Origin of the sequence: Streptomyces cinnabarinus (assembly GCF_027270315.1) — a bacterium.
Taxonomy (GTDB): Bacteria; Actinomycetota; Actinomycetes; order Streptomycetales; family Streptomycetaceae; genus Streptomyces; species Streptomyces cinnabarinus.
In genome coordinates this window covers 5,649,466-5,669,635 of the sequence record NZ_CP114413.1, presented here as the reverse complement: position 1 = coordinate 5,669,635, position 20,170 = coordinate 5,649,466, and the positions used below count along the sequence as shown (strand labels likewise).

Below are 20,170 nucleotides of genomic sequence, written 5' to 3'. Positions count from 1 at the left end.
GAGCGACCGTGGCCCTTTTTCATGCCCGCACACATTTGACAGTGGGCACCTTTTGAGAGCTACTCTCATTTCATGGCTACTGTCACTCCGGACTCCCGCCGTTGGTGGGCCCTCTCCGCCCTGGTCGCGAGCATGCTGACGCTCGGCTTCGACATGACGATCCTCAATGTGGCGCTGCCGACCATGGCCGCCGACCTCGGCGCCACCACCGGTCAGCAGCAATGGATGGCGGACGCCTACGTCGTCGTCTTCGCGGCGCTGATGCTCCCCGCCGGACTGCTCGGCGACCGGTTCGGGCGCCGCCGGATGCTGATCGCCGGACTCGGGGTCTTCCTGGCCGGTTCCGTCGTCGGCGCGCTCGCCGGGGACGTGGACACGGTGATCGCCGCCCGCGCGGTCATGGGCGTCGGCGCCGCCCTGGTCACCCCGCTCGCGCTGTCCGTGCTGCCCTCGCTGTTCGCCCCCGAGGAGCGCACCAAGGCCGTCGGCGTGATGTCCGCCGCCTCCGCGCTCGGCCTGCCGCTCGGCCCGATCATCGGCGGCTGGCTGCTGGACCACTTCTGGTGGGGCTCGGTCTTCCTGGTCAACGTCCCGATGGCCGCGCTCGGCATCACCGCCTGTCTGTTCCTGCTGCCGGAGACCCGGGACCCCGCCTCGCCCAGGGTCGACACCGTCTCCACCGCCCTCACCGCGACCGGCCTCGGCGCCCTGGTCTACGCGATCATCGAGGCCCCGGCGCGCGGCTGGGCCGACCCCCTGGTGCTGGGCACGCTCACCGCGGCCGTCCTGCTGATCACCGCGCTGGTCCTGCGCGAACGGCGGGCCGCCCGCCCCATGCTCGACATGACGCTCCTCGCCCACCGCGGCTTCCTCTTCAACACGCTCGCCGCGACGCTGGTGATGTTCGTCCTGTCCGGCCTGCTGTTCGTGCTGCCGCCCTACCTCCAGGCCGTCCTCGGCCACGACGCCCTCGGCACCGGTGTGCGGCTGCTGCCGATGATGGGCGGACTGCTGGTCGCCGCGCGGGCCGCCCAGCCGGTCGTGGCCCGGTTCGGGGCGCGCGCGGTGGTGAGCGCGGGCCTGGCGGTCCTGGCCTTCGCCGCGCTGCTGGGCAGCCGTACGACGGTGGAGTCCGGCTACGGCTTCACCGCGCTGTGGCTCTCGGTCGCCGGGCTCGGGTTCGGGCTCGCGGTGGTCCCGGCCATGGACGCCGCCCTCGGCACCCTGCCCGCCGACCGGGCCGGCAGCGGTTCCGGGCTGCTGATGACGCTCCGGCAGGTCGGCGGCGCCGTCGGCATCGCCCTGCTCGGCAGTCTGCTCGCCGGGGTCTTCCGCGACCGGCTCGATGCCACCGGGCTGCCCGCGGAGGCCGCCGACACCGCCGGGGAGTCCGTGGTCGCCGCCCATCTCGTCGCCGAACGCACCGGCGCCGCCGACCTGGTGGCCTCCGCGAACAGCGCCTATGTGCACGGCATGGGCGTGGTGCTGCTGGTCTGCGCCGTCGCCTCCCTGGTGGCCGCGCTGCTGGCGGCGGTGTTCCTGACGGATGCCGGGGCCGACGACAAGGACACCGGGGAGTTGGTCCCCGGCTCGGCCGATGCCCGACAATGACCTGCATGACGGCCGCACGCACCACCTCCGCCGACCACTCCCACCTGGGACTGCGGGAGCGGAAGAAGATCAAGACCCGGACGGCGATCCGGGACGCGACGTACGCACTGATCCGGGAGCAGGGCTACGACGCCACCACCGTCGAGCAGATCGCCGAGCGGGCCGAAGTGTCGCCGTCCACGGTCTTCCGCTACTTCCCGACCAAGGAGGACATCGTCCTCACCGACGAGTTCGACCCGCTGCTGATGGAGGAGATCCGCAAGCGGCCGGCCGACGAGCCGTGGATGGAGACGCTGCGGCATGTGATGACCAAGGCCGTCGGCGTCGGGCTCGCGGAGGACCTGGACGTCCTGAAGCTGCGGTCGCATCTGATGGTCCAGGTGCCCGCGGTGCGCTCCCGGATGCTGGAGACCATGTCGGTCACCGGGAAGATGCTCACCCAGGCCATCGCCGAGCGCACCGGCCGGGACCCGGAGAGCCTGGAGGTCCGCGTCTACACGATGTCCCTCATCGGCGGCCTCGCGGAGATCACCCTGTACTGGGCGGAGCACGACTTCCGCGACGACCTCGGCGAACTGCTGCACCACGCCCTGGATGTCATCGAGCACGGCCTGCCCCCGGAAAAGCCCTGAACCCGGGCCGCTCCCCCATGGCATCCTGACCGCGTGACCGGACCGGAGATCCACCTCGAAGTAGCCCCCGAACTGGCCCTGTTCGTCCCGCACGGACGCCGCGTGGGCGTCACCGCCCTGACCACCGACGGAGTCTCCTCCCTCGGCCATGTCGTGGAGTCCCTCGGCGTACCCCTCACCGAGGTCGGGACGCTGGAGGTCAACGGCCGCGAGGTGACCGTGTCGTACGTCGCCGAGGCGGGCGACGCGGTGCGGGTGCGGGCCGTCGAGCGGCCCCAGCGGGTGCCCGGCGCTCCCCTGTGCTTCCTGCTCGACGTCCACCTCGGCACGCTGGCGCGACGCCTGCGGCTGCTCGGGGTGGACACGGCGTACGAGTCGACGGACATCGGCGATCCGGCCCTCGCGGCGCGGTCCGCTGCGGAGCGGCGCGTCATGCTCAGCCGGGATCGGGGGTTGCTGCGGCGGCGTGAACTGTTCGCCGGGGCCTACGTCTACAGCACGCAACCGGAGGACCAACTCCGGGACGTCCTGGAGCGGTTCCGGCCTGAACTCCGGCCCTGGACCCGATGCACCGCCTGCAACGGCCTGCTGAAGGAGGCCACGAAGGAGGAGGTCGCGGATCAGCTCCACGGTGGTACGCAGAGGTCGTACGACGTGTTCGCGCAGTGCCGGGATTGTGGGCGGGCGTATTGGAAGGGCGCGCACCACGAGCAGCTTGTCGCCATCGTGGAACGCGCCCTGTCGCTCCGCTCGGAGGACCGTTGAGCGAAAGGTCGTGGGGAACCGCGGCGCCGTTGTGGCTGGTCGCGCAGTTCCCCGCGCCCCTACGTATGTCTAGCGCTTCCTGAGATCTCCCTTTCCGCAGGCCTTTCCGTCCCTGTTCGGGTCCAGCTTCAGCGGGTCGTCCTTGCCGTTGAGCTTCAGGCGGCCGTAGTCGTTCTTCTTCAGCCAGTCGCAGCGGGACTTGGTCGTGGCCTTCACGGTCGGCGGGAAGTCCGTCGGGACGCAGACGTTGGCCGAGCCGTAGTGGCGGTCACAGCCGGAGACGGTCGGGCTGACCTTCTGCGCGGTGCGCTTCTTGCCGGGGCCCGTGACCTTGCCGGAGAGGTCGTCGGCGAAGGAGTGGACGTGCGCCGAGGCGTCCGTCGCCTTCAGGGCCTCGGGGCCGGAGAGATGGACCCACTTGGCCACCGACGGGACACCGTTGGCGTCGACCGCGAAGAGCATGTACCAGCCGGGCGGGGCCAGGTTGGGGTTGCTCGTCACGTTCAGGTCGATGTTGTTGCCGTCCACCGAGAGCGGCAGGTCGACGAAGCGCTGGTTCGGGTCCGAGGAGTGCGTCACCGCCGCCGGGCGGATCAGCTCCGCCTTCGCGATGGGACGGTCCACCGTGATCCGCTGGGTGTCGCCGTAGGTCCACTCGGTGTCGATCACCGAAGTGATCGCCGGACGCTCGCCCTTGAGGAGATAGGGCGGGGTGTAGATCGACACGTTGTGGTTCCAGGAGCCGTTGCCCGGGTTGTCACCGGTCGTCATGACCCGGCCGTCGGGGAGCAGGAACGCCGAGGAGTGGTAGCCGCGGGCCTCGGGGTCGGCGGCTACCTGGTCGAAGGTCTCCGTCGCCGGGTCGAAGATCGACGTCTCGTAGACCGGGTTGGCACGGTTGTGCAGCGCGCCGCCGGTCTCCAGCACCTTGCCGTCGGGCAGCAGGACCGCGGAGACGTACATCTTGCCCTGGGCGCCGGTCTGCGGCACGGGTCCGTTGCCGAGGTCGACCGTGCCCTGCGGGATCGGCGGCCCGGCCACGTAGGAGGGGTTGGGCTGCTTGAGGTCGATGATGTCGGTCAGCCGGTTGCCGTCCGGGTTGGACTCGATGTTGCCGCCGCCGAGGGTGAGGACCTTCTGGTCCTGCGCCGGAGGCAGCAGCACGCTCGCCGACTGGTCCCGCTCGTCCTTGCGCTGGAGCCCCGGCACCTGGGTGACGGAGTTGGCGCCGTAGTCGTAGATCGCCGAACCGGTGCCCGGGATGTTGTTGCCGAAGACATGGCTGCCGGAGTAGAAGAGGCGGCCGTCCTGCATGAGGATCATCGACGGGTACAGGCCCCAGTAGGACCAGGTCTGGTTGACCTTCCAGAGCTCCAGCCACTTCTGCTCGGCGTCCGACCAGAGCTCGGCGGTCACCGAACCGGTGGAGTCCTCCTTCAGCCCGCCGAAGGAGATCACGTCACCGTTGCCGAGGACGGTCGCCGACGGGTACCAGTGACCGTCGTTCATGTCGTTGGTCTTGGTGTACGTCTCGGTCTCGGGGTCGAAGATGTACGAGTCCTTGTACCCCTGGTAGCCGATCGTGCCGTCCGCCGAGGGATAGCCCTTGTTGCCGCTCATCACCAGCACCCGGCCGTCCTGGAGCTGGACATGGCCGGCGCAGAACATGTCCTTCGGGGTGGGGACGATCTTGTACGTGCCGTTGACCGGGTCGTACACCGCGGAGGTGAAGGTGCCCGCCTCGAACATCTCCTCGCTGTTGCCGGAGCCCGCGATCAGCAGCACCTTGCCGTTGTGCAGCACGACGGAGTGCATGGAGCGCACCGGGTTCTGCACCGGCAGCACGTCCCAGCGGCCGTTGGCGCACTCCTGGGCGGTGCCCGTGCAGTCCGGCGGCGGGGTGACGTCGGCGACCTGTTCCATCGTGTAGTCGTCGGTGGTCGCCGAGCCGGTGCCGTAGACCGAGACGCCCCAGCTGATGCGGTCGGTGCCGGCCGGGACCTCGGGGGTGCGGACCGTCGCCTCGGTCCAGCTGCCCGCCATGTCCAGGGTCTTGAGGTCGGTCCAGTACTGCCAGCCGGCCGTGGTGTCGTGCCGGAACAGGGTGAGGTTGGCGTCCGGGGTGGTCGTCTTGTACCAGAGGCCGAGGTCGTACTGCTTGCCCGGCGACACCACCGGCGCGCAGTCGGTGGACTCGGTGATCAGCGCCTTGCGGTCGCCCGAGGCACGGCGGGTCAGCTCGACCTTCATCGCCTTGGAGCCGGAGTGGGCGTCACCGACGGTCTGGAACGTGAAGTCGTTGTCGCCCCAGCCGGACTTGGACCAGCAGTACGGCATATCGCCGCTGCCCGCGGTCTCGAAGCCGGGGTTCTTGATCAGGTTGGCGGCTGCGGCTGACTGAGGTGTGGTCAGGAGAAGCCCGGCGGTGAGGGTGCCCACCGCGATCAAGGCCGTTCTCCGTCGGTGTCTCATGTGGTGCTCCTTGCTGTGCGGCTCCTGTGCTGCTCCCCGCCGGACTTCCTGCGGGGCAGGTAGACCAGCGCCTCGGTGGCGGCGAAGCGCAGGACGAAGGTGGTGACCAGGGCGACGGCGGTGGCGGTGAGCGCGTCCATGCCGAACCGGTGCACGAACAGCGCGATGAGCGGGATGCGCAGCACCAGGTCGGCGTTGGCGAGCAGCGCGAACCGTCCGGCGCGGTCCCACCAGCGCCGGTGCAGCCGCCGGTCGCGGAACAGCAGGTGTTCGATGAGCAGGAAGTTCCAGGCCACACCGAACTGGTTGGCGACGATCTCGGCGGGCAGGTAGTGCATGCCGAGGCCGGTCAGGATCCACAGGGCGAGCAGGTTCGGCAGGAAGCCGGAGGCGCCGATCAGCCCGAAGCCGATCATGCGGGCGGCCGGGGTCGCGGTGCGCAGTCCGACCAGGTGGCGCAGGAACCGCAGGCCCTCCTGGGCGGTCGACTTGGACTCGCCCGCGAACCGGTCCTGGAAGACGAACGGCACCTCGGCGACCTGGCGGGGGCGGCTGCGCACGGCGAGTTCGAGCAGGATCTTGTAGCCGAGGGGCTTGAGGACGTCGGCGGTCACCGCCTGGCGGCGGATCGCGAAGAAGCCGCTCATCGGGTCGCTGATGCCGTGCAGCCGGCGCGGGAAGAGGGACTTGGTCAGCCAGGTCGCCCCGCGCGAGACCGCGACCCGGTAGCTCCCGGCGAGCCCGGCCCGGCTGCCGCCCTTGATGTACCGGGAGGCGACGACGAGTTCGGCGCCCGCCCGCTCACCCGTGGCCACCAGCTCCGGTACCAGGGACGGCGGATGCTGGCAGTCGCCGTCCATCACCACGATCCAGTCGGAGGTGGCCGCCTTCAGCCCCTCCACGACCGCCCCGCCGAGCCCGCCGACCGGCTCGTCCCGGTGGATCACGGCCACCGGGAACGGGCAGTCCTGCGCCGCCTCCTTGATCACCTCGGGGGTGTCGTCGGTGGAGTCGTCCACGAAGACGACCTCACAGGGCAGCCGCGCGGGCACCGACTCGGTGATCTGGTGCAGCAGTTCGCGGATGTTCGCCGACTCGTTGAAGGTCGGCACGACGATGGTGACGGCACCGGGCTCGGGAACCTCGGAGGCTTCCAGATCCGGTACGGGAGTCGTGTATTCCTGGCTCATCGGGCGCCTCCCGCGGTCTGGATCTGCCGGATCTCGATGCGGTCCTCGCCCTTGCCGAAGACGGCGACGGGCGTCGAATGCTCCATGGCCGCCTTCACGTTGGGCAGGTCGTCCGCGTCCCGTCGTACGGTCGGGGAGGCGACGACGTAGTCGATGTCCCGCCAGCCGCGCGGCATCGTCTTGGTCACCGCGGGGTCGAGGTCGGCCTTGTAGAACCAGATGACGCCGTTGCCGGGCCGGTATCCGGCGTGCACCAGGTCCAGCCAGAGCGCGTCGTCGACGAGCACCCGGGTCTTCTCGGGCTGCTCCACCTCGGTGCTGAGCCACTTCGAGGCCGCCCGGTAGGGGGCGTTGGCGTCGGTGGTGACGGCGGTGCGGGCGCCGTCGTACCAGCGCGGTACGACATAGGCGCCGGCGCCGATCGCGAGGACGGCGGCGAGGGTGTACCGGCCCGCCTTGTGCACCCGTCCCTTGCGCAGCACGGCATGGGCGACGGAGGCGGTGCCACCGGCGAGGACCAGGGCGAGGAACGGCAGCGCCTGGATGATGTACATCGCGGGCAGATAGCCGCTGGGCCGCATGGCGACCAGGGCGAGGATGGCGACCGCGGCGCAGGGCCCGGCGAGAGCGCGGGCGGTGACCGACCAGCGCCAGGTGGCGAGCAGCAGCAGCGCGCCCGCGAGACCGCCGAGGGGCAGCACCCGGTCGTAGTAGAGCCACGACTGCAGGACGCCGTAGGAGCCGGAGCCCTGGTCGAGGATGAAGCCCGAACCGGGCCGGGTCATCTGGTACTTGATGCCGTCCCAGAGCGAGACGTGTCCGGCGCCGGGGAACAACTCGCCCTTGAGCAGGGCGAAGAGGGGGTACGACAGACCGATCAGGGTGCAGGCGGTGATCGCGCCGGTCACCGCGAACTTACGGGTGTCGCGGTGGCTGTGCCGCCACATGGTGACCAGGACCGCCGGGAGGACGAACAGCATCGTCTCCTTGGTCAGCACCGCGGTCGCGGCGGCGATGCCCGCGCCGAAGTGGTGCCAGAGATGGCGGCTCGGGGAGGCGGCGAGGGTGAACGCGAGCAGCGTCCACATCACGGCGAGGTTGTCGAGGAAGATCTCGCGCTGGAGGACCACGGAGAGCGGGGAGAGCCCGAAGAGGACCATGCCGAGTCCGGCGGCCCAGCGGGGCAGCGCCAGCCGGCGGCCGAGCACGTACACCAGGACCGCGCTGATGCCGCTGATCACCAGCATCGCGGCCCGCATCGAGCCGACGGTCATCGACTCGGGGCTGATCAGCGAGGGTATCCAGGTGAGCAGGGCTATCTGCATCCAGCCGAAGGGCGGGTGGTCGTACCAGTACGTGTAGTGGGCGAGGCCCTTGCCCTCCTGGACCGCCCAGGCCTGCGCGAGATAGGTGCCCTCGTCGTCGCTGAGCGTCGGGTAGTCGGCGATGTTCCAGCCCTGGACGACGAGGATCGCAACGAGCAGTACGCCGCACAGCAGCAGGTCGGGCCGGGAGGTGCGCAGTCTCTTCGGCGGGGCGGGGCGCTCGGTCGGACCGGTTTCGGGCGCAGGCTGCCGCTGCGCGGTGACCTCGGTGGTCACCGCGGGGAGGGTGGAGGTCACGCGGGGACGTCCTCTCGGGTCACGTCGGACTGGTTCAGGTGTGCGCCGACATGGGTGGTCAGCTCCCAGTCGTTACGGCCGCGCTGCTCGCGCCAGACGGCACGGATCGCGGCACCGGCGAGCAGCACCTGGTAGAAGGGACCGCCGACGATGAGCTTCAGGTAGTGCACGAAGCGGACACGAAGTCCGTACTGCTTGCCGAAGTCGTGCAGTCCGACGAGCTCGAAGACGAAGGTGACGAGCGCGGTGACGGCCGGCAGGAAGGTGATGAAGGCGATGGACACCGGCACGTCGAGGAAGAGCGCGATGGCCACGTTGAGCGGGATGATCAGGCCGGTGAAGGCCTGGAGGAACGGGGTGGTGAGGGTGTAGCGGGCGAGCAACCGCTGCCCGAAGGTGGGCAGTTGCTTCCAGTCCTTCTTCCGGTAGACCTGCAGGAAGCCCTGGTTCCAGCGGGTGCGCTGCTTGAGCAGCGACATCAGGCTGCCGGGGGTCTCCTCCTTGGTCACCATGTCGGAGTCGTAGGCGACGACGACCTTCTTGCCGACGCTGGAGAGCCGGACGCCCAGATCGCAGTCCTCCGCCAGGCAGTTGGGGTCCCAGCCGTCGGCTTCCCTGAGCACGTCCGTGCGGACGAAGACGGTGTTGCCGCCGAGCGGGATGAACCCCTTCTGCGCGTGCAGGTGGAGCCGGGAGCGGAACCAGAAGAAGTACTCCAGGCAGTTGCGCAGGCTGTACCAGCTGGAGTGGAAGTTGATCAGCTGCACGCCGCCCTGGACGACATCGGCGCCGGTGGAGCGGAAGGCGTGGTCGACGTGGGCGAGCAGCTCCGGGTGGACCTGGTCCTCGGCGTCGAAGACCCCGACGACATCGCCGCGGCAGTGCGGCAGCGCCGTGTTCATGGCCTTCGGCTTGTTCTTCTTCTCGTGGGTGTCGACGACGACGCGCACGCGCTGGTCGCGGGCGGCGGCCCGCTCGGCGACCGCGGTGGTCTCCGGGTCGTCGTGGCCGACGATCACGATGATCTCGAAGTCGGTGTGGCTCGACTCCAGCAGCCGCTGGATGGTGTGGTCCAGCACGGCCTGTTCGTGCCGGGCCGGGAGCAGCAGCGAGAAGGACAGATGCTCACCGCCGTCCGGTCTGCTGAACCGGGTGGAGGCGAGCACCTCGGGCGTGCGCCAGGCGTGCATCTGCCACCACAGCGTGAACGCGGCCATCCAGAACAACGCCAGTGAGACGACAGCAATGAAGACAGACGTGAGCAACAGATCCCCCCAGATCCCAAAACCCCCTGTCGCGACGGGCAGTCACACGCGTCGCGTCACTGTGCAGAGATTAGGGGGGAAGTGTGAAGCGCGGGAGCTGTTCCGATAAATAGCTTGTTTCGGAACGGTGCGGCGACTAGCGGGATCTAACCGAACACACGCGCAATTTGGGCAGCCCGCGAACGCCCCCGACCGCACCTTGTCGCAAAGCTTCAGCCGCTCAGCGCGGTCCGCAGCCGTTCCGGGTCGGTCGTCGGGGCGTCACAGGTGAAATTACGGCAGACATAGGCGGCCGGTTCACCGCCGACCAGCGGACGCCCGGCGAGCAACGGCAGTTCGTCACTGTCCGGAGTCCCCGCCGCGACCACGGCACCGGGCGCGCTGCCCAGCAGGGCCGTGCGGTGCAGGGCGCGGGTGGCCGGGTCGTCCAGCGCGGGGCCCACGACCGCGACCTCCTTCGGCCCGTCGAGTGAGGCCTCGGCGACGGCGAGCCCCCAGCCGATGAACCGGGGCACCCGCGGACCGAGCGCCTTCACCACGCCCAACGCCCGTTCCGCGGCGGTGCGATGGGGCTCGGCGCCGGTCTGCGCGGCATAGCTCAGCAGCGCGCCCGCGGCGGCGGTCCAGCCGGAGGGGGCGGCGTTGTCGGTCGGGTCCTGCGGGCGCCGGATGAGCCGCTCGGCGTCCACCGCGGTGTCGTACAGCGCCCCCGACTCCTCGTCCACGAACCGGGCGAGGACATGGTCGAGCAGGAATCCGGCGAACTCCAGCCAGACGCCCTCACCGGTGACGGACGCGAGCGCGAGGAACCCCTCGGCGACGTCGGCGTAGTCCTCCAGCACCCCCGCGTTCGCCCCGGCGTGCCCGTCCTTGCTGGTCCGGGCGATCCGGACGTGCTCGTCCAGATGCAGCCGTACGAGGAGATCGGCGGCGCACACCGCGGCCTCGACGAGGTCGGGGCGGTCGAAGTAGGCGCCGGTCTCGGCCAGCGCGGCGATGGCGAGGCCGTTCCAGGCGGCGACGACCTTGTCGTCCCGGCCGGGTGCCGGGCGCTCGGCGCGGGCGGCGAGCAGCCGGTCCCGGATCCCCGCGATCCGCTCGGCGTCGAACACGTTCTCCTGCTGCGGAAGCTGGAGGACGGAGGCGCCCTCCTCGAAAGTCCCCTCCTCGGTCACGCCGAAGTACTGGGCGGCGAGTTCCGCGTCGTCCCCGAGAACCTCGCGGAGCTGGTGGGGGGTCCAGACGTAGTAGGCGCCCTCGACATGCTTCCCGGTGCCGTCATCGCTGTCGGCGTCGAGCGCGGAGGCGAACCCGCCCTCGCCGGTGCGCAGTTCACGGACCATGAAGTCGGCGGTCTCCAGCGCGACGCGCCGGGCGAGTTCGGACCCGGTCGACCGCCACAGATGGGCGTAGACCCGGCACAGCAGCGCGTTGTCGTAGAGCATCTTCTCGAAGTGCGGCACCACCCACTCGCGGTCCACGGAGTACCGGGCGAAGCCGCCGCCGAGCTGGTCGTAGATACCGCCCCGGGCCATCCGCTCACAGGTGTCGGCGGCCATCTGCAAGGCGCCCTCGGAGCCGGTCCGCGCATGGTGGCGCAGCAGGAACTCGATCACCATGGACGGCGGGAACTTCGGCGCGCCCCCGAACCCGCCGCGCTGCGCGTCGTACTCCCGGGTGAGCCCGAGCAGCGCCCCCGCCAGCTCCTCCTCGCCGGGCGCCCGGGAGTCGCCGTAGGAGATCTCCCGCTCGGCGAGATCGCGGACGATTTTCCCGGCGACCTCCGAGACCTCGTCCCGGCGTCCGTCCCAGGCCTGCCGGACGCCCTCCAGCACCTGCCGGAAGGAGGGCATGCCGTGCCGGGGGGCGGGCGGGAAGTAGGTGCCGAAGTAGAAGGGCTCGGCATCCGGGGTGAGGAAGACCGTCATGGGCCAGCCGCCCTGGCCGGTGGCCGCCTGCACGGCCTCCATGTAGACGGCGTCCACGTCGGGGCGTTCCTCACGGTCGACCTTGACGTTGACGAAGTTCTCGTTGAGGTAGGCGGCGGTCGCCTCGTCCTCGAAGGACTCGTGAGCCATCACATGGCACCAGTGGCAGCTCGAGTACCCGACGCTGAGCAGCACGGGTTTGCCACTGCCGCGCGCCTCCTCGAACGCCTCCTGCGACCAGGGCCACCAGTCGACCGGGTTGTCGGCGTGCTGGAGCAGGTACGGAGACGTCTCATGGGCCAGTCGGTTCGGCATGGGGTCCATCCTGCCGCAGTACCTGGGCCCGCACAGCGCAGCACACCCCACGAGCCCGATCTTCCGGCCCTCTCCCCACGGCGTCCCGTCCGCAGCACACTTGACCAAGAATGCCGTTGCCGCCGGAGGGGGAAGTGACATGCGGGACAGCCATCGGACAGAGGCCGAGCGGCTGTTGGCTCGGGCCGTGGAGGAGGAGGTGCGCCGCTCGGGCGGACGCACCGACGGGAACGTACTGCTGTCCCGGGCGCGGGGCGCGCTGGACGCCATGGCGCAGACCGCGGCCGAGGAGTACGAGACGTACACCAGCGCGCTGGACGAGACACAGGCCGGCCGGCTCACCTTCGGCCAGCGCTACGCCCGCGACGGCGGCGGCACTCCGCTGCTGGTGGCGGGCGTCGCGGGGATCACCGCCGCGGTCGCCGACCTGGCGCTCGGCACCGGTATGGGTACGGCGGTGGGCGCGGGCGTGACCGCCGGGGTGGTCGGCGCCGTGGCGACCGTGGTGAAGGTGGCCGGGACCCATCTGCCGGCCGCGCACCACCAGGCCGGGGCGGTCGGACAGCCGGGCGGGCCCGAGCAGTTGCGGCTGGCCTGGCTGACCGCGCTGGAGGTACGCGGCATCCGGCCCTTCCTCGACCAGCAGCGGGTGCTGAGCGCGTCGACGGGGTCGGCCCCGCCGCTGCGCGGCACCGACAAGAGCGCGGCGGCGCGCAGGCGCACCGTCCTGGAGCAGTCGCTCGGCCAACTCCCCGAACCGGCCGGGGTGTTCGCCGGGCGGCGGCAGGAGCTGGGGCGGATCGGGCAGTGGGTACAGGCAGCCCGCGCGAGCACCGAGACCCGGCCCACGGTCGTGGTGCTGCACGGGGCGCCCGGCAGTGGCCGTACGGCGCTCGCGGTGCGGGCGGCCCATGATCTGAAGGACCAGTTCCGCGGCGCCTGCGTGGTGGACCTGCGCGGCGACAGCGGCGACGAGCCGCCGCTGTCCACCCGGGACGCCCTGCTGCATCTGCTGAACCGGCTCGGCGCCCCGCGCGAGCAACTGCTCTTCCGCGAGCGCACCGCCCCCGACCAGCAGGTCAAACGGCTCAGCGAGCTGTACCACCAGCATCTGACCGGGCTGCCGGTCACCGTCGTCCTCGACGACGCCCACGACCCGGAGCAGATCCGCACCCTGCTGCCGGAGCGCTCCGACAGCCTGGTGCTGGTCACCGCGCGCGAGCCGCTCGCCCTGCCCGACGACCATGTCGCCTGGGTCCACCAGCTTCCGGTGGAGCCCCTGGACGAGGCGGGCGCGGAGGAGCTGCTGGGCGCGGTGGCCCAGGACGCCTCGGGCCCCTACGACGCCGAATCCGCCGACGGGATCCGCCGGTTGTGCGGCGGACTCCCCCTGGCCCTGCGCATCGCGGGCTCCTCCCTGGGCCCCCGCTCACCCCGGCGCCTGGCCACCGATCTGGGCGCGTACGGCCCCGTCGAACCGGTCGAGCGGGTGCTGTGGCTGCGCTACACCGACCAGTCCGAGCCGGCCCGCCGTCTCCTGCGCCGCCTCGCGCTGGCCGGACGGGCCTCGCTGGGCGCCGCGGCGGCCGCCGCGCTGCTGGCGACCGACGAGGCGGAGGCCACCCGTCATCTGGCGGCCCTCGCCGAGGCGGGCCTGATCGACCACGTCCGCGGCAGCCGCTACCGGCTGCACGAACTGGTCCGCGCCTTCGCCCACGCCCGCCTCCTCGACGAGGAGGAGCCCGCCGAACGCACCTCGGCCCAGGAACGCCTGATCGTCAACTACGCCGACCTCGCCGACTCGGTCCTGCGCCTGGTCGACGGCAACATGTCCACCCGCTCCGACCGCTTCAGCCCGCACGGCTTCACCTCCCTCGACGACGCGCTGCGCTGGCTCGACGACGAGTCCAGCTTCATCACCTCCGCGCTGCGGCACGCGGAGGGCGTCAACCAGTCGGCGGTGCTGGAACTGCTGGGCGCCCTGTGCGACTACTGCCTGCTGCGCGGCGACCTGTACCGGCTGGGCGAGATCAGCGAACTGGCCCAGGCGGTGGACCAGGGCCTGCTGATGCGCTCGGTGCAGTGGCGCACCGGCATCGCGGCCCGGCAGCTGGGCGAGCTGGACAAGGCGCGTACGACACTGGCGTCGGTGGTCGACCTCTACCTGGAGGCCCACCAGGACGCCGGAGCGGCCCGCGCCCTGTGCTCCCTCGGCATCACCCTGCACCACCAGGGCCAGTTGACGGAGGCCGCGCGCAAGCTCCGCGAGGCCCTCGACCTCCAGGCCCCGCCCCAGCTCGCCACCGACCGCGCCTGGACGATGCACGCCCTGGCGGCCGTCGAACGCGACCGGGCCCACCTCTCCGAGGCCCTGGACCTGCTGACCCGCTCCCTGGACCTGCACCGCGCGGGCGAGTCGGTGCACGGCGAGGCCTGGGCGCACTTCCAGCTCGGCCAGCTCGGCCTGCGCATGGGCGACGTACCGCGCGCGGAGCGGGAGTTGCGCACCGCCCTCGACCTGTACGGCCGCACCCGTGACGCGCGCGGCGAGGCCTGGGCGCTGACCCAGCTGGCCCGCGCCCGGCTGGTCGACGGCGACCCCTCGCCGGCGGTCGACGGCCTGCGCCAGGCGGCGTCCCGGCACCGGGAGAACGAGGACGCGCGCGGCGAGGCGTGGACGCTGTACTACCTGGGCCAGGCCCTGGAGGAGACCGGCAGCCTGGACCAGGCGGTCCGCGAACTGGAACGCTCCCGCACGATGTTCTCCCGGATGCGGGACGTGTACGGCCTCGCGTGCGCCCGCCACCACTCGGCACGGGCGACGCGGGACCTGCGCGCCGCCCAGACGGGTTCGCTCAGGAACTCGGGCTTCGCCCGCCAGCTCCTGGTGGACGCGCGGGCGGACTTCCAGCGCATCGGGGTCGCCCACGGCGAGGCCTGGACCTGCCTGGAGCTGGCGGTGGTGGACGCCGGCAACGCCCGTACCCAGCAGGCACTTTCGCTGTGTGACGAGGCGACGGCCCTGTTCACCTCCTACGGCGACCGGCGGGGCGAGGACTGGTCCCGCTTCCTGCGCTGCACGCTGCTGCCGTACGCGGCACCGGGCGGCGTCGAGGTCGGCACGGCGGTGGCCCAGGAGGAGCTGGCGCAGTTGGCGCGGGGCGGCCATGGGGCGCGGGACGAGAAGCTGGAGGAGTACGTAGGCGCGTACCGACTTCTGCTGGAACGGGGCGTGAACCTGGAGGCGGGCTGGCAGGCTTGGAGGTTGGGGATGGTGCCGAGTCGGCATGCCCGGGAGGTGATGGGGGTGGCGGTGACGGTCGCCGGGAGGTCCAGTGGCGTTTGACCTGCGTAAACCGTCGCCGTCCCCGGACCGGGACGGGTTTGTGGGGCGGGAGCCCGAACTCCTCTCGGTCCTCGGTGGCGTGCCCACCGGCCCCGACGGGCGGGCGAGCCACACCTCCGTGCACGTCCTGCACGGCCCGCCCGGCGTAGGCAAGTCGGCCCTGGCGGCCGAGGCGGCCCGGCGGCTGGGCCATGAGCAGCGCCGCCGTTCGGGGGCGGACCCCGTTCCGGTGCACTGGCTCTGCCTCGGCGATGACACGGTGGATGTGCCGGGCACGCTGCTCCGGCTGCTGGCGGAATGCGGGGCACCGCAGGTGCCGGTCGTGCGGGCGGCCCACCAGTCCGGCCGCGCGTTCGGCCGACTGCTGCGGGAGCAGTGCGCGCAGCACTTCCGTGAGCGGATCGTGGTCCTGGACGACATCGGTCCCGCCGCGCACCCCCTGCTGAAGGTGTTACGGGGCTGCCTCCGGCTGACGGTGATCGTCACCTCGCGCCGCCGGCGCGGATGGCGGAACATCGACCGGCTGCACGAGGTGGGGCCGCTCGACGGGCAGGATGCCGCGGAACTCTTCGCACGGCTCTGCCAGAAGTCCGGGAGCGGATCGCTCGTCCCGTCCGCCACGGGAGGACTGCCGTCGCTCGTGCGTCTGGCCGGCGCGCTCGCGCACGATGTGCCGCTCGATCGGCTCCGGGCGGTGAGCAGTCCGGAAGGTCTGGTCGAGCTCGCTCTGCTCGGTTGCACCAGCCAGGAGCTCACGCTCCTGGAGGTCCTGGCCGCAAGGCCGTCCCGCGCTCCCTTCACGATCCTGACGGTCCGGCCCGTGGACGTGGGAAACGCGGTGTCCGGCCTGGTACGGCGAGGGCTGGTGCAGCGGCTGCGCGACACCGATGAGATGTTCCTGCTGTCCGCACCGGCGCGCCAGACGATGCGCGGGCGGATGGGCTACCGGGAGCGCCCGGAGCCGGCCGGGACCGCCGCGCGGATCGTCGACGACGCGGCGAGCCTGCTGGACGGGCGCCCTCGCGTGCTCTCCGACGACAAGCCTCCGGACGTGCTCGCCCCCCGTGTATTCGCCGCGCATCTGGACGAGTTCCTGCGACTGGCCGCCGACGTCAGGCAGCAGCGGAAGCATCCTCTGGACGAGCTGTTCAGCAGTGCGCTGGCGACGGTCCTGGCCTTCCTCGGGGACGCCCACCGGCTCGTGGGGCTGTACCGCTCGTCGAGGGATCACCCTGCGGTGCGCCGGGCCCTGTGCGCCCTCGCGCGTGAGGTGGGCCTGCCGGACGTGGCGCAGCTGCTGGTCGAGGGCGACCCCGGCCCGGAGGCCGCCCACGAGAGCGCCGCGAACCATCACGCGGCCGGTCGTCTGGACACGGCCCTGACCGATCTCGGTACGGCACCCGCGGCGGAGGACATCCACTCGGCCTGGCACCACCTGGTGCGCGGGGCCGTACTGTGCGACCAGGGCAAGGTCGACGAGGCCGCCCGTCACCTGCGGTTCTCCGCCGATCTGCACCGGGCCTTCGACTGCCGGCGCGGCCACGGCCAGGCGTTGCTGCACCTGGCCCGGGTGGACCTGCTGCGTGGACTGGACGCGGCGGCCGAGGAGCTGCTGGCAGAGGCCGACGAGCTGTTCGACGCCCTCGGTGACATCCGCGGCCAGAACTGGGTGGAGACCGAGCGGGTCAGGCTGCGGACGCGGAGCGGCGCCGTCGATGCCGCTCTCCACACGGCACGGGGCGCCTTCGCGGCACACGAGGCCGCCGGGGATACCAGGGGTATGGCCTGGACCCTGTTCTGGCTGGGGCATGCGCATGAGGCCGCCGGCCGGCCACAGGAGGCACGGTCGCAGTGGACGACGGCCGGCGTGCTGTTCTCGCAGTGCCAGGACGCCCTCGGGGAGGCCTGGACCATGCACCGTAAGGCGCTGGGGCCGACCGGCACGCCGGGCGGCGGCTCCCTGGACCAATGGCTGGAAGTCCAGCGGGCGTTCCTCGCGACCGGGTGTCCGCACGGGCGTGCCTGGACGAATCTGGAGATCGCCGCACGGATCCCCGGGAAGGAGATGTCGAGCGCGTTCGCGAGCATGGCGAGCGCCGACTTCGACCTGCTGGACGACCTGACCGGGCAGGCGTGGCGGAGTGCCCTCCTCGTCGTGCGTGGCGGACCGCCGGGCCCGGACGACTACGACCGCATCGCCGGCCTGCTGCCGGCCCGCGTTCCGCGGGCGAGCGAACTGATCGCGGCCATCGGCGCGTTCATGGAGAGCGGGGTCGCCACCGGCATCCCGCCCGCCGCCCGCGACCTCGTCCTCACCCACCACACGCCTGTCCGCACGGATTCCCTCCCCGGCACCCCGGGCCACCCCCGATGCCGTGTCCGGATCACCCTCCTCGACGACTCCCCCGCCGCCGACACCACTGCCCGTCTCCTCCTGCGCGTCTCCCCGGAGCCGGGCCACCCGTGGGCGGCCGGCCTCCGGTCCGCGCCCTGGCTGACCGCCACCGCCCTCCCCCTGACCCGCGCTTCCCTGGAACCGCCGTCAGCGCTTCTGCGCCCTTCCCAAGAGCAGGCCCACGGCGCCGAGTTCGACTTCACCCCGCACCGCACCGGAACCCACCGCCTCCGGTTCACCATCGCCCTCGAACGCACCGGGACGGTCCTGCAACAAGTGGAAACAGAGCTCGACATCCTCGACAGCGACCGGCCCGGCAGCCACGCGGCACCGCACGCCGCCATCCCGCGCGGCCGGTAGCCCGCCATGGCCACCGAACTCCATGTGCGAGTCGTACAGGACCCCAGCCGCGGCTTCACCGCCCTCCCCGACCGGCTGACCCGCGGCCCGGACATCACCGTCACCCTGGACAGCCTGGGCGAGGACCGGATCCGCGCCCGGCTGTACGGCCCCGCCGTGCCCTCGCTGCACGGCACCGAGCACTGCGTCGACCTGTCGGTGCGCCCGGCCGACGTACGCGCGGCATCGGCCCGGCTGTGCAGGCAGTGGAAGGAACACTTCGTCGACCATCAGCCGGACGACGAACCCGAGAACGCGTACGCGACCCTCGTGGACCTGCGTTCCCGCCCGGTCGCTGAGGTGCACGGCATCGTCAGCGAACTGGCCCTGGTGGGCTCGGAGTTGCTGCACGGCACCCTTCTGGGCAGCGCGGACGAGCGGGTCGTACGCTTCCGCGGCTATCTCACCGAGGCGCTCGGCAGCCGCGAGGGGCTGCGGGTCCGCTTCGACTCGGACCTGCATGTGCCGTGGCCCATGGTGTGCCTGCAGCGGAACCAGGTTCCGTACGATCCGAAGGACGACGGAACGCTGTCCTGGCTGTTCCGCCGCTTCCTCGGCCACCGCCACCAGATCGAGCAGACCGGCGGCCACTACCCGTGGGTCGGCGGGCTGCGCGAGGCCCCGGACGTCCCGGCCGTGAGCCTCAACCACGACACCCGCCTCGACCGCAGGGGCCGTACCCGCGCCGCGGACGTCGCCGCCGTGCTGGCCAAGGGCACCCGGTTCGTGGAGCGCACGACGCGCGGCGAGCTGGTGGACGCCCTGGACCAGGAGGACCTCTGCGAGCAGGTCATGTATTTCTGGTGCCACGGCCACTACGTCCCCAACGGCGCCCAGCCCGCCTCCCTCGCCCTCAGGCTGACCGACAGGAAGACCATCGACGCGCAGACGGTACGGGACCGCAGACGCGAGTACGGCAGCGACAGCCCCTTCCAGCCGTTCGTTGTGCTGAACGCCTGTCATGCCGGGGTGCCGGAGGGCGGCGACCACAAGTTCCTGAGCGTGGCGCTGATCGAGGCGGGCGCCCGGGGTGTGCTGGGCCCGCAGATCGAGATGCCGCAGATGTTCGCGGCCGAGTACGCGCTGGAGTTCCTGAGCCGCTATCTGCACGGCACCGGGACGGCGGGCGACATCGCGCACGCCGTCGCCCGCCACTTCGCCGATGTCCTGCGCAATCCCCTCGGCTTCGCCTACACCCTGCACAGCGGCATGGACACCCGGCTGGAACGCGCCGCCGGACAGGAGAGCGCCGGATGAGCGAGGTGCGGGTGGTGCGCCTCGGGGCCGACGGCCGGCTGCTGGAGGAGACCGCGCACGGACTGCGGCCCGTGCCCGCCGACCGGCTGCTCGACCACTTCACCGAGGAGCTGACCCCACCCGAGTGGGCCACCGATCTGCTGGTGTACGCGCACGGCTGGCGCACCCCGCCCGAGGACGCCCGAGCGATGCTCGACGGCCTGCTGGCGCACGCGGCCGAGCGGTACTCCCCCGAGCGCTACCCGGGGCTGCCCGAGTGGCGGCCGTGGACGGTCCTGCTGTGCTGGCCCTCGGGAAAGCGCCGGGGGATGCGCGAGTACCGGAGGATGCGCGCCCGCACACACGCCCTGAGCACGGAGGGCCACGCGGGCCGGGTCCTGGGCCGGCTGCTGGGGTACGTCGACGCCCTCCGCGGCGATCCGGCGGCGCCGCCCGTGCTCGCCACGCGGGAGGGACAGTACCTGCACCTGGTCGGGCACTCCTTCGGGTGCCGCGTCCTGTGCGAGGCGGTGCGGTGGGCGGCGGAGGGGCCGGACACGCTGGGCTGGAGCACGCCCCGGCCGCCGGACCGGCCGTTCACCGCGGACTCGATGCTGCTGTTCCAGATGGCCGCGCCGCGCGACGCCTTCTCGACCCTGTTCAACGCGCTCGACGGGGCGCCGCTGCACGGCCCGGTCGTGGCGACCCACGCGCGGGCCGACCTCGCCACCGGGTTCTGGCACGGGCTCGCCGAGAGGCGGGCGGGGGTCGGGCACGGGGGCATCGGCACCGCGCCCGCGCCGGTCTCCGCGATCCGGCTGCGCGGGGCGGGCGAGCCGTATCCGCACCAGGAGCTCGACCACCGGTTCGTCAGCGTCGACGCCTCGCAGGTGTACGTCCGGCGGCGCGGCTGGTCGGGCGCCCACTCCGACCACGTACGGCCGGAGTCGGCGCACCTGCTGCTGTCACTGGCCGAGCACGCGCGGTAGCGCCG

12 protein-coding genes are annotated in these 20,170 nt (G+C 71.7%); 7 read left to right on the top strand and 5 right to left on the bottom strand.

Translation table 11 applies throughout. The features are described 5' to 3' along the window. Positions 1-72: 72 nt before the first annotated feature. From STRCI_RS25765 to STRCI_RS25755, 3 genes are read left to right on the top strand one after another with little or no spacing between them, the layout of a single operon-like run. Positions 73-1,611, top strand: coding sequence for a DHA2 family efflux MFS transporter permease subunit (locus STRCI_RS25765; protein ID WP_269661334.1), 1,539 nt, complete (start codon positions 73-75; stop codon positions 1,609-1,611). 5 nt (positions 1,612-1,616) lie between these two features. Next, a complete protein-coding gene (locus STRCI_RS25760) occupies positions 1,617-2,243 on the top strand; it encodes a TetR/AcrR family transcriptional regulator (protein WP_472926751.1) in 627 nt (208 codons plus the stop codon). Positions 2,244-2,276: 33 nt separating this feature from the next. Further along, on the top strand, positions 2,277-3,008 hold the full coding sequence (locus STRCI_RS25755) for a Mut7-C RNAse domain-containing protein (RefSeq protein ID WP_269661332.1): 732 nt from the start codon (positions 2,277-2,279) through the stop codon (positions 3,006-3,008). 69 nt (positions 3,009-3,077) lie between these two features. Here the strand turns inward: STRCI_RS25755 and STRCI_RS25750 are convergent, their stop codons facing one another. The 5 genes from STRCI_RS25750 to STRCI_RS25730 all read right to left on the bottom strand — a co-directional run bounded on the left by STRCI_RS25750 (position 3,078) and on the right by STRCI_RS25730 (position 11,800). Next, positions 3,078-5,480, bottom strand: a complete 2,403-nt coding sequence (locus STRCI_RS25750; protein ID WP_269661331.1) for a galactose oxidase early set domain-containing protein — start codon at positions 5,478-5,480, stop codon at positions 3,078-3,080. Then, positions 5,477-6,670: a glycosyltransferase gene (locus STRCI_RS25745; RefSeq protein ID WP_269661330.1), complete on the bottom strand. Its 1,194-nt coding sequence runs from the start codon at positions 6,668-6,670 to the stop codon at positions 5,477-5,479. Before STRCI_RS25745 ends, STRCI_RS25750 begins: the two co-directional genes overlap by 4 nt. Next, positions 6,667-8,292 (bottom strand): ArnT family glycosyltransferase, encoded by a 1,626-nt coding sequence (locus tag STRCI_RS25740; RefSeq protein ID WP_269661329.1) that lies wholly within the window; start codon positions 8,290-8,292, stop codon positions 6,667-6,669. Before STRCI_RS25740 ends, STRCI_RS25745 begins: the two co-directional genes overlap by 4 nt. After that, the gene (locus tag STRCI_RS25735) at positions 8,289-9,557 is read right to left on the bottom strand and encodes a glycosyltransferase (RefSeq protein WP_269661328.1); all 1,269 of its coding nucleotides are present in this window, start codon (positions 9,555-9,557) and stop codon (positions 8,289-8,291) included. The genes STRCI_RS25740 and STRCI_RS25735 overlap by 4 nt, the downstream gene beginning before the upstream one ends. 212 nt (positions 9,558-9,769) lie before the next feature. After that, positions 9,770-11,800, bottom strand: coding sequence for a thioredoxin domain-containing protein (locus STRCI_RS25730; protein ID WP_269661327.1), 2,031 nt, complete (start codon positions 11,798-11,800; stop codon positions 9,770-9,772). 139 nt (positions 11,801-11,939) lie between these two features. Here STRCI_RS25730 and STRCI_RS25725 point away from each other — a divergent pair, with 139 nt between their 5' ends. From STRCI_RS25725 to STRCI_RS25710, 4 genes are read left to right on the top strand one after another with little or no spacing between them, the layout of a single operon-like run. Further along, positions 11,940-15,146, top strand: a complete 3,207-nt coding sequence (locus STRCI_RS25725) for a tetratricopeptide repeat protein (RefSeq protein ID WP_269661326.1) — start codon at positions 11,940-11,942, stop codon at positions 15,144-15,146. Then, positions 15,136-17,901, top strand: coding sequence for a hypothetical protein (locus STRCI_RS25720; protein ID WP_269661325.1), 2,766 nt, complete (start codon positions 15,136-15,138; stop codon positions 17,899-17,901). Before STRCI_RS25725 ends, STRCI_RS25720 begins: the two co-directional genes overlap by 11 nt. A gap of 6 nt (positions 17,902-17,907) precedes the next feature. Further along, complete coding sequence (locus STRCI_RS25715; RefSeq protein WP_269661324.1) at positions 17,908-19,197, top strand: CHAT domain-containing protein; 1,290 nt, start codon at positions 17,908-17,910, stop codon at positions 19,195-19,197. Further along, a complete protein-coding gene (locus STRCI_RS25710; protein ID WP_269661323.1) occupies positions 19,194-20,165 on the top strand; it encodes a hypothetical protein in 972 nt (323 codons plus the stop codon). Before STRCI_RS25715 ends, STRCI_RS25710 begins: the two co-directional genes overlap by 4 nt. The last annotated feature ends 5 nt before the right edge of the window (positions 20,166-20,170 follow it).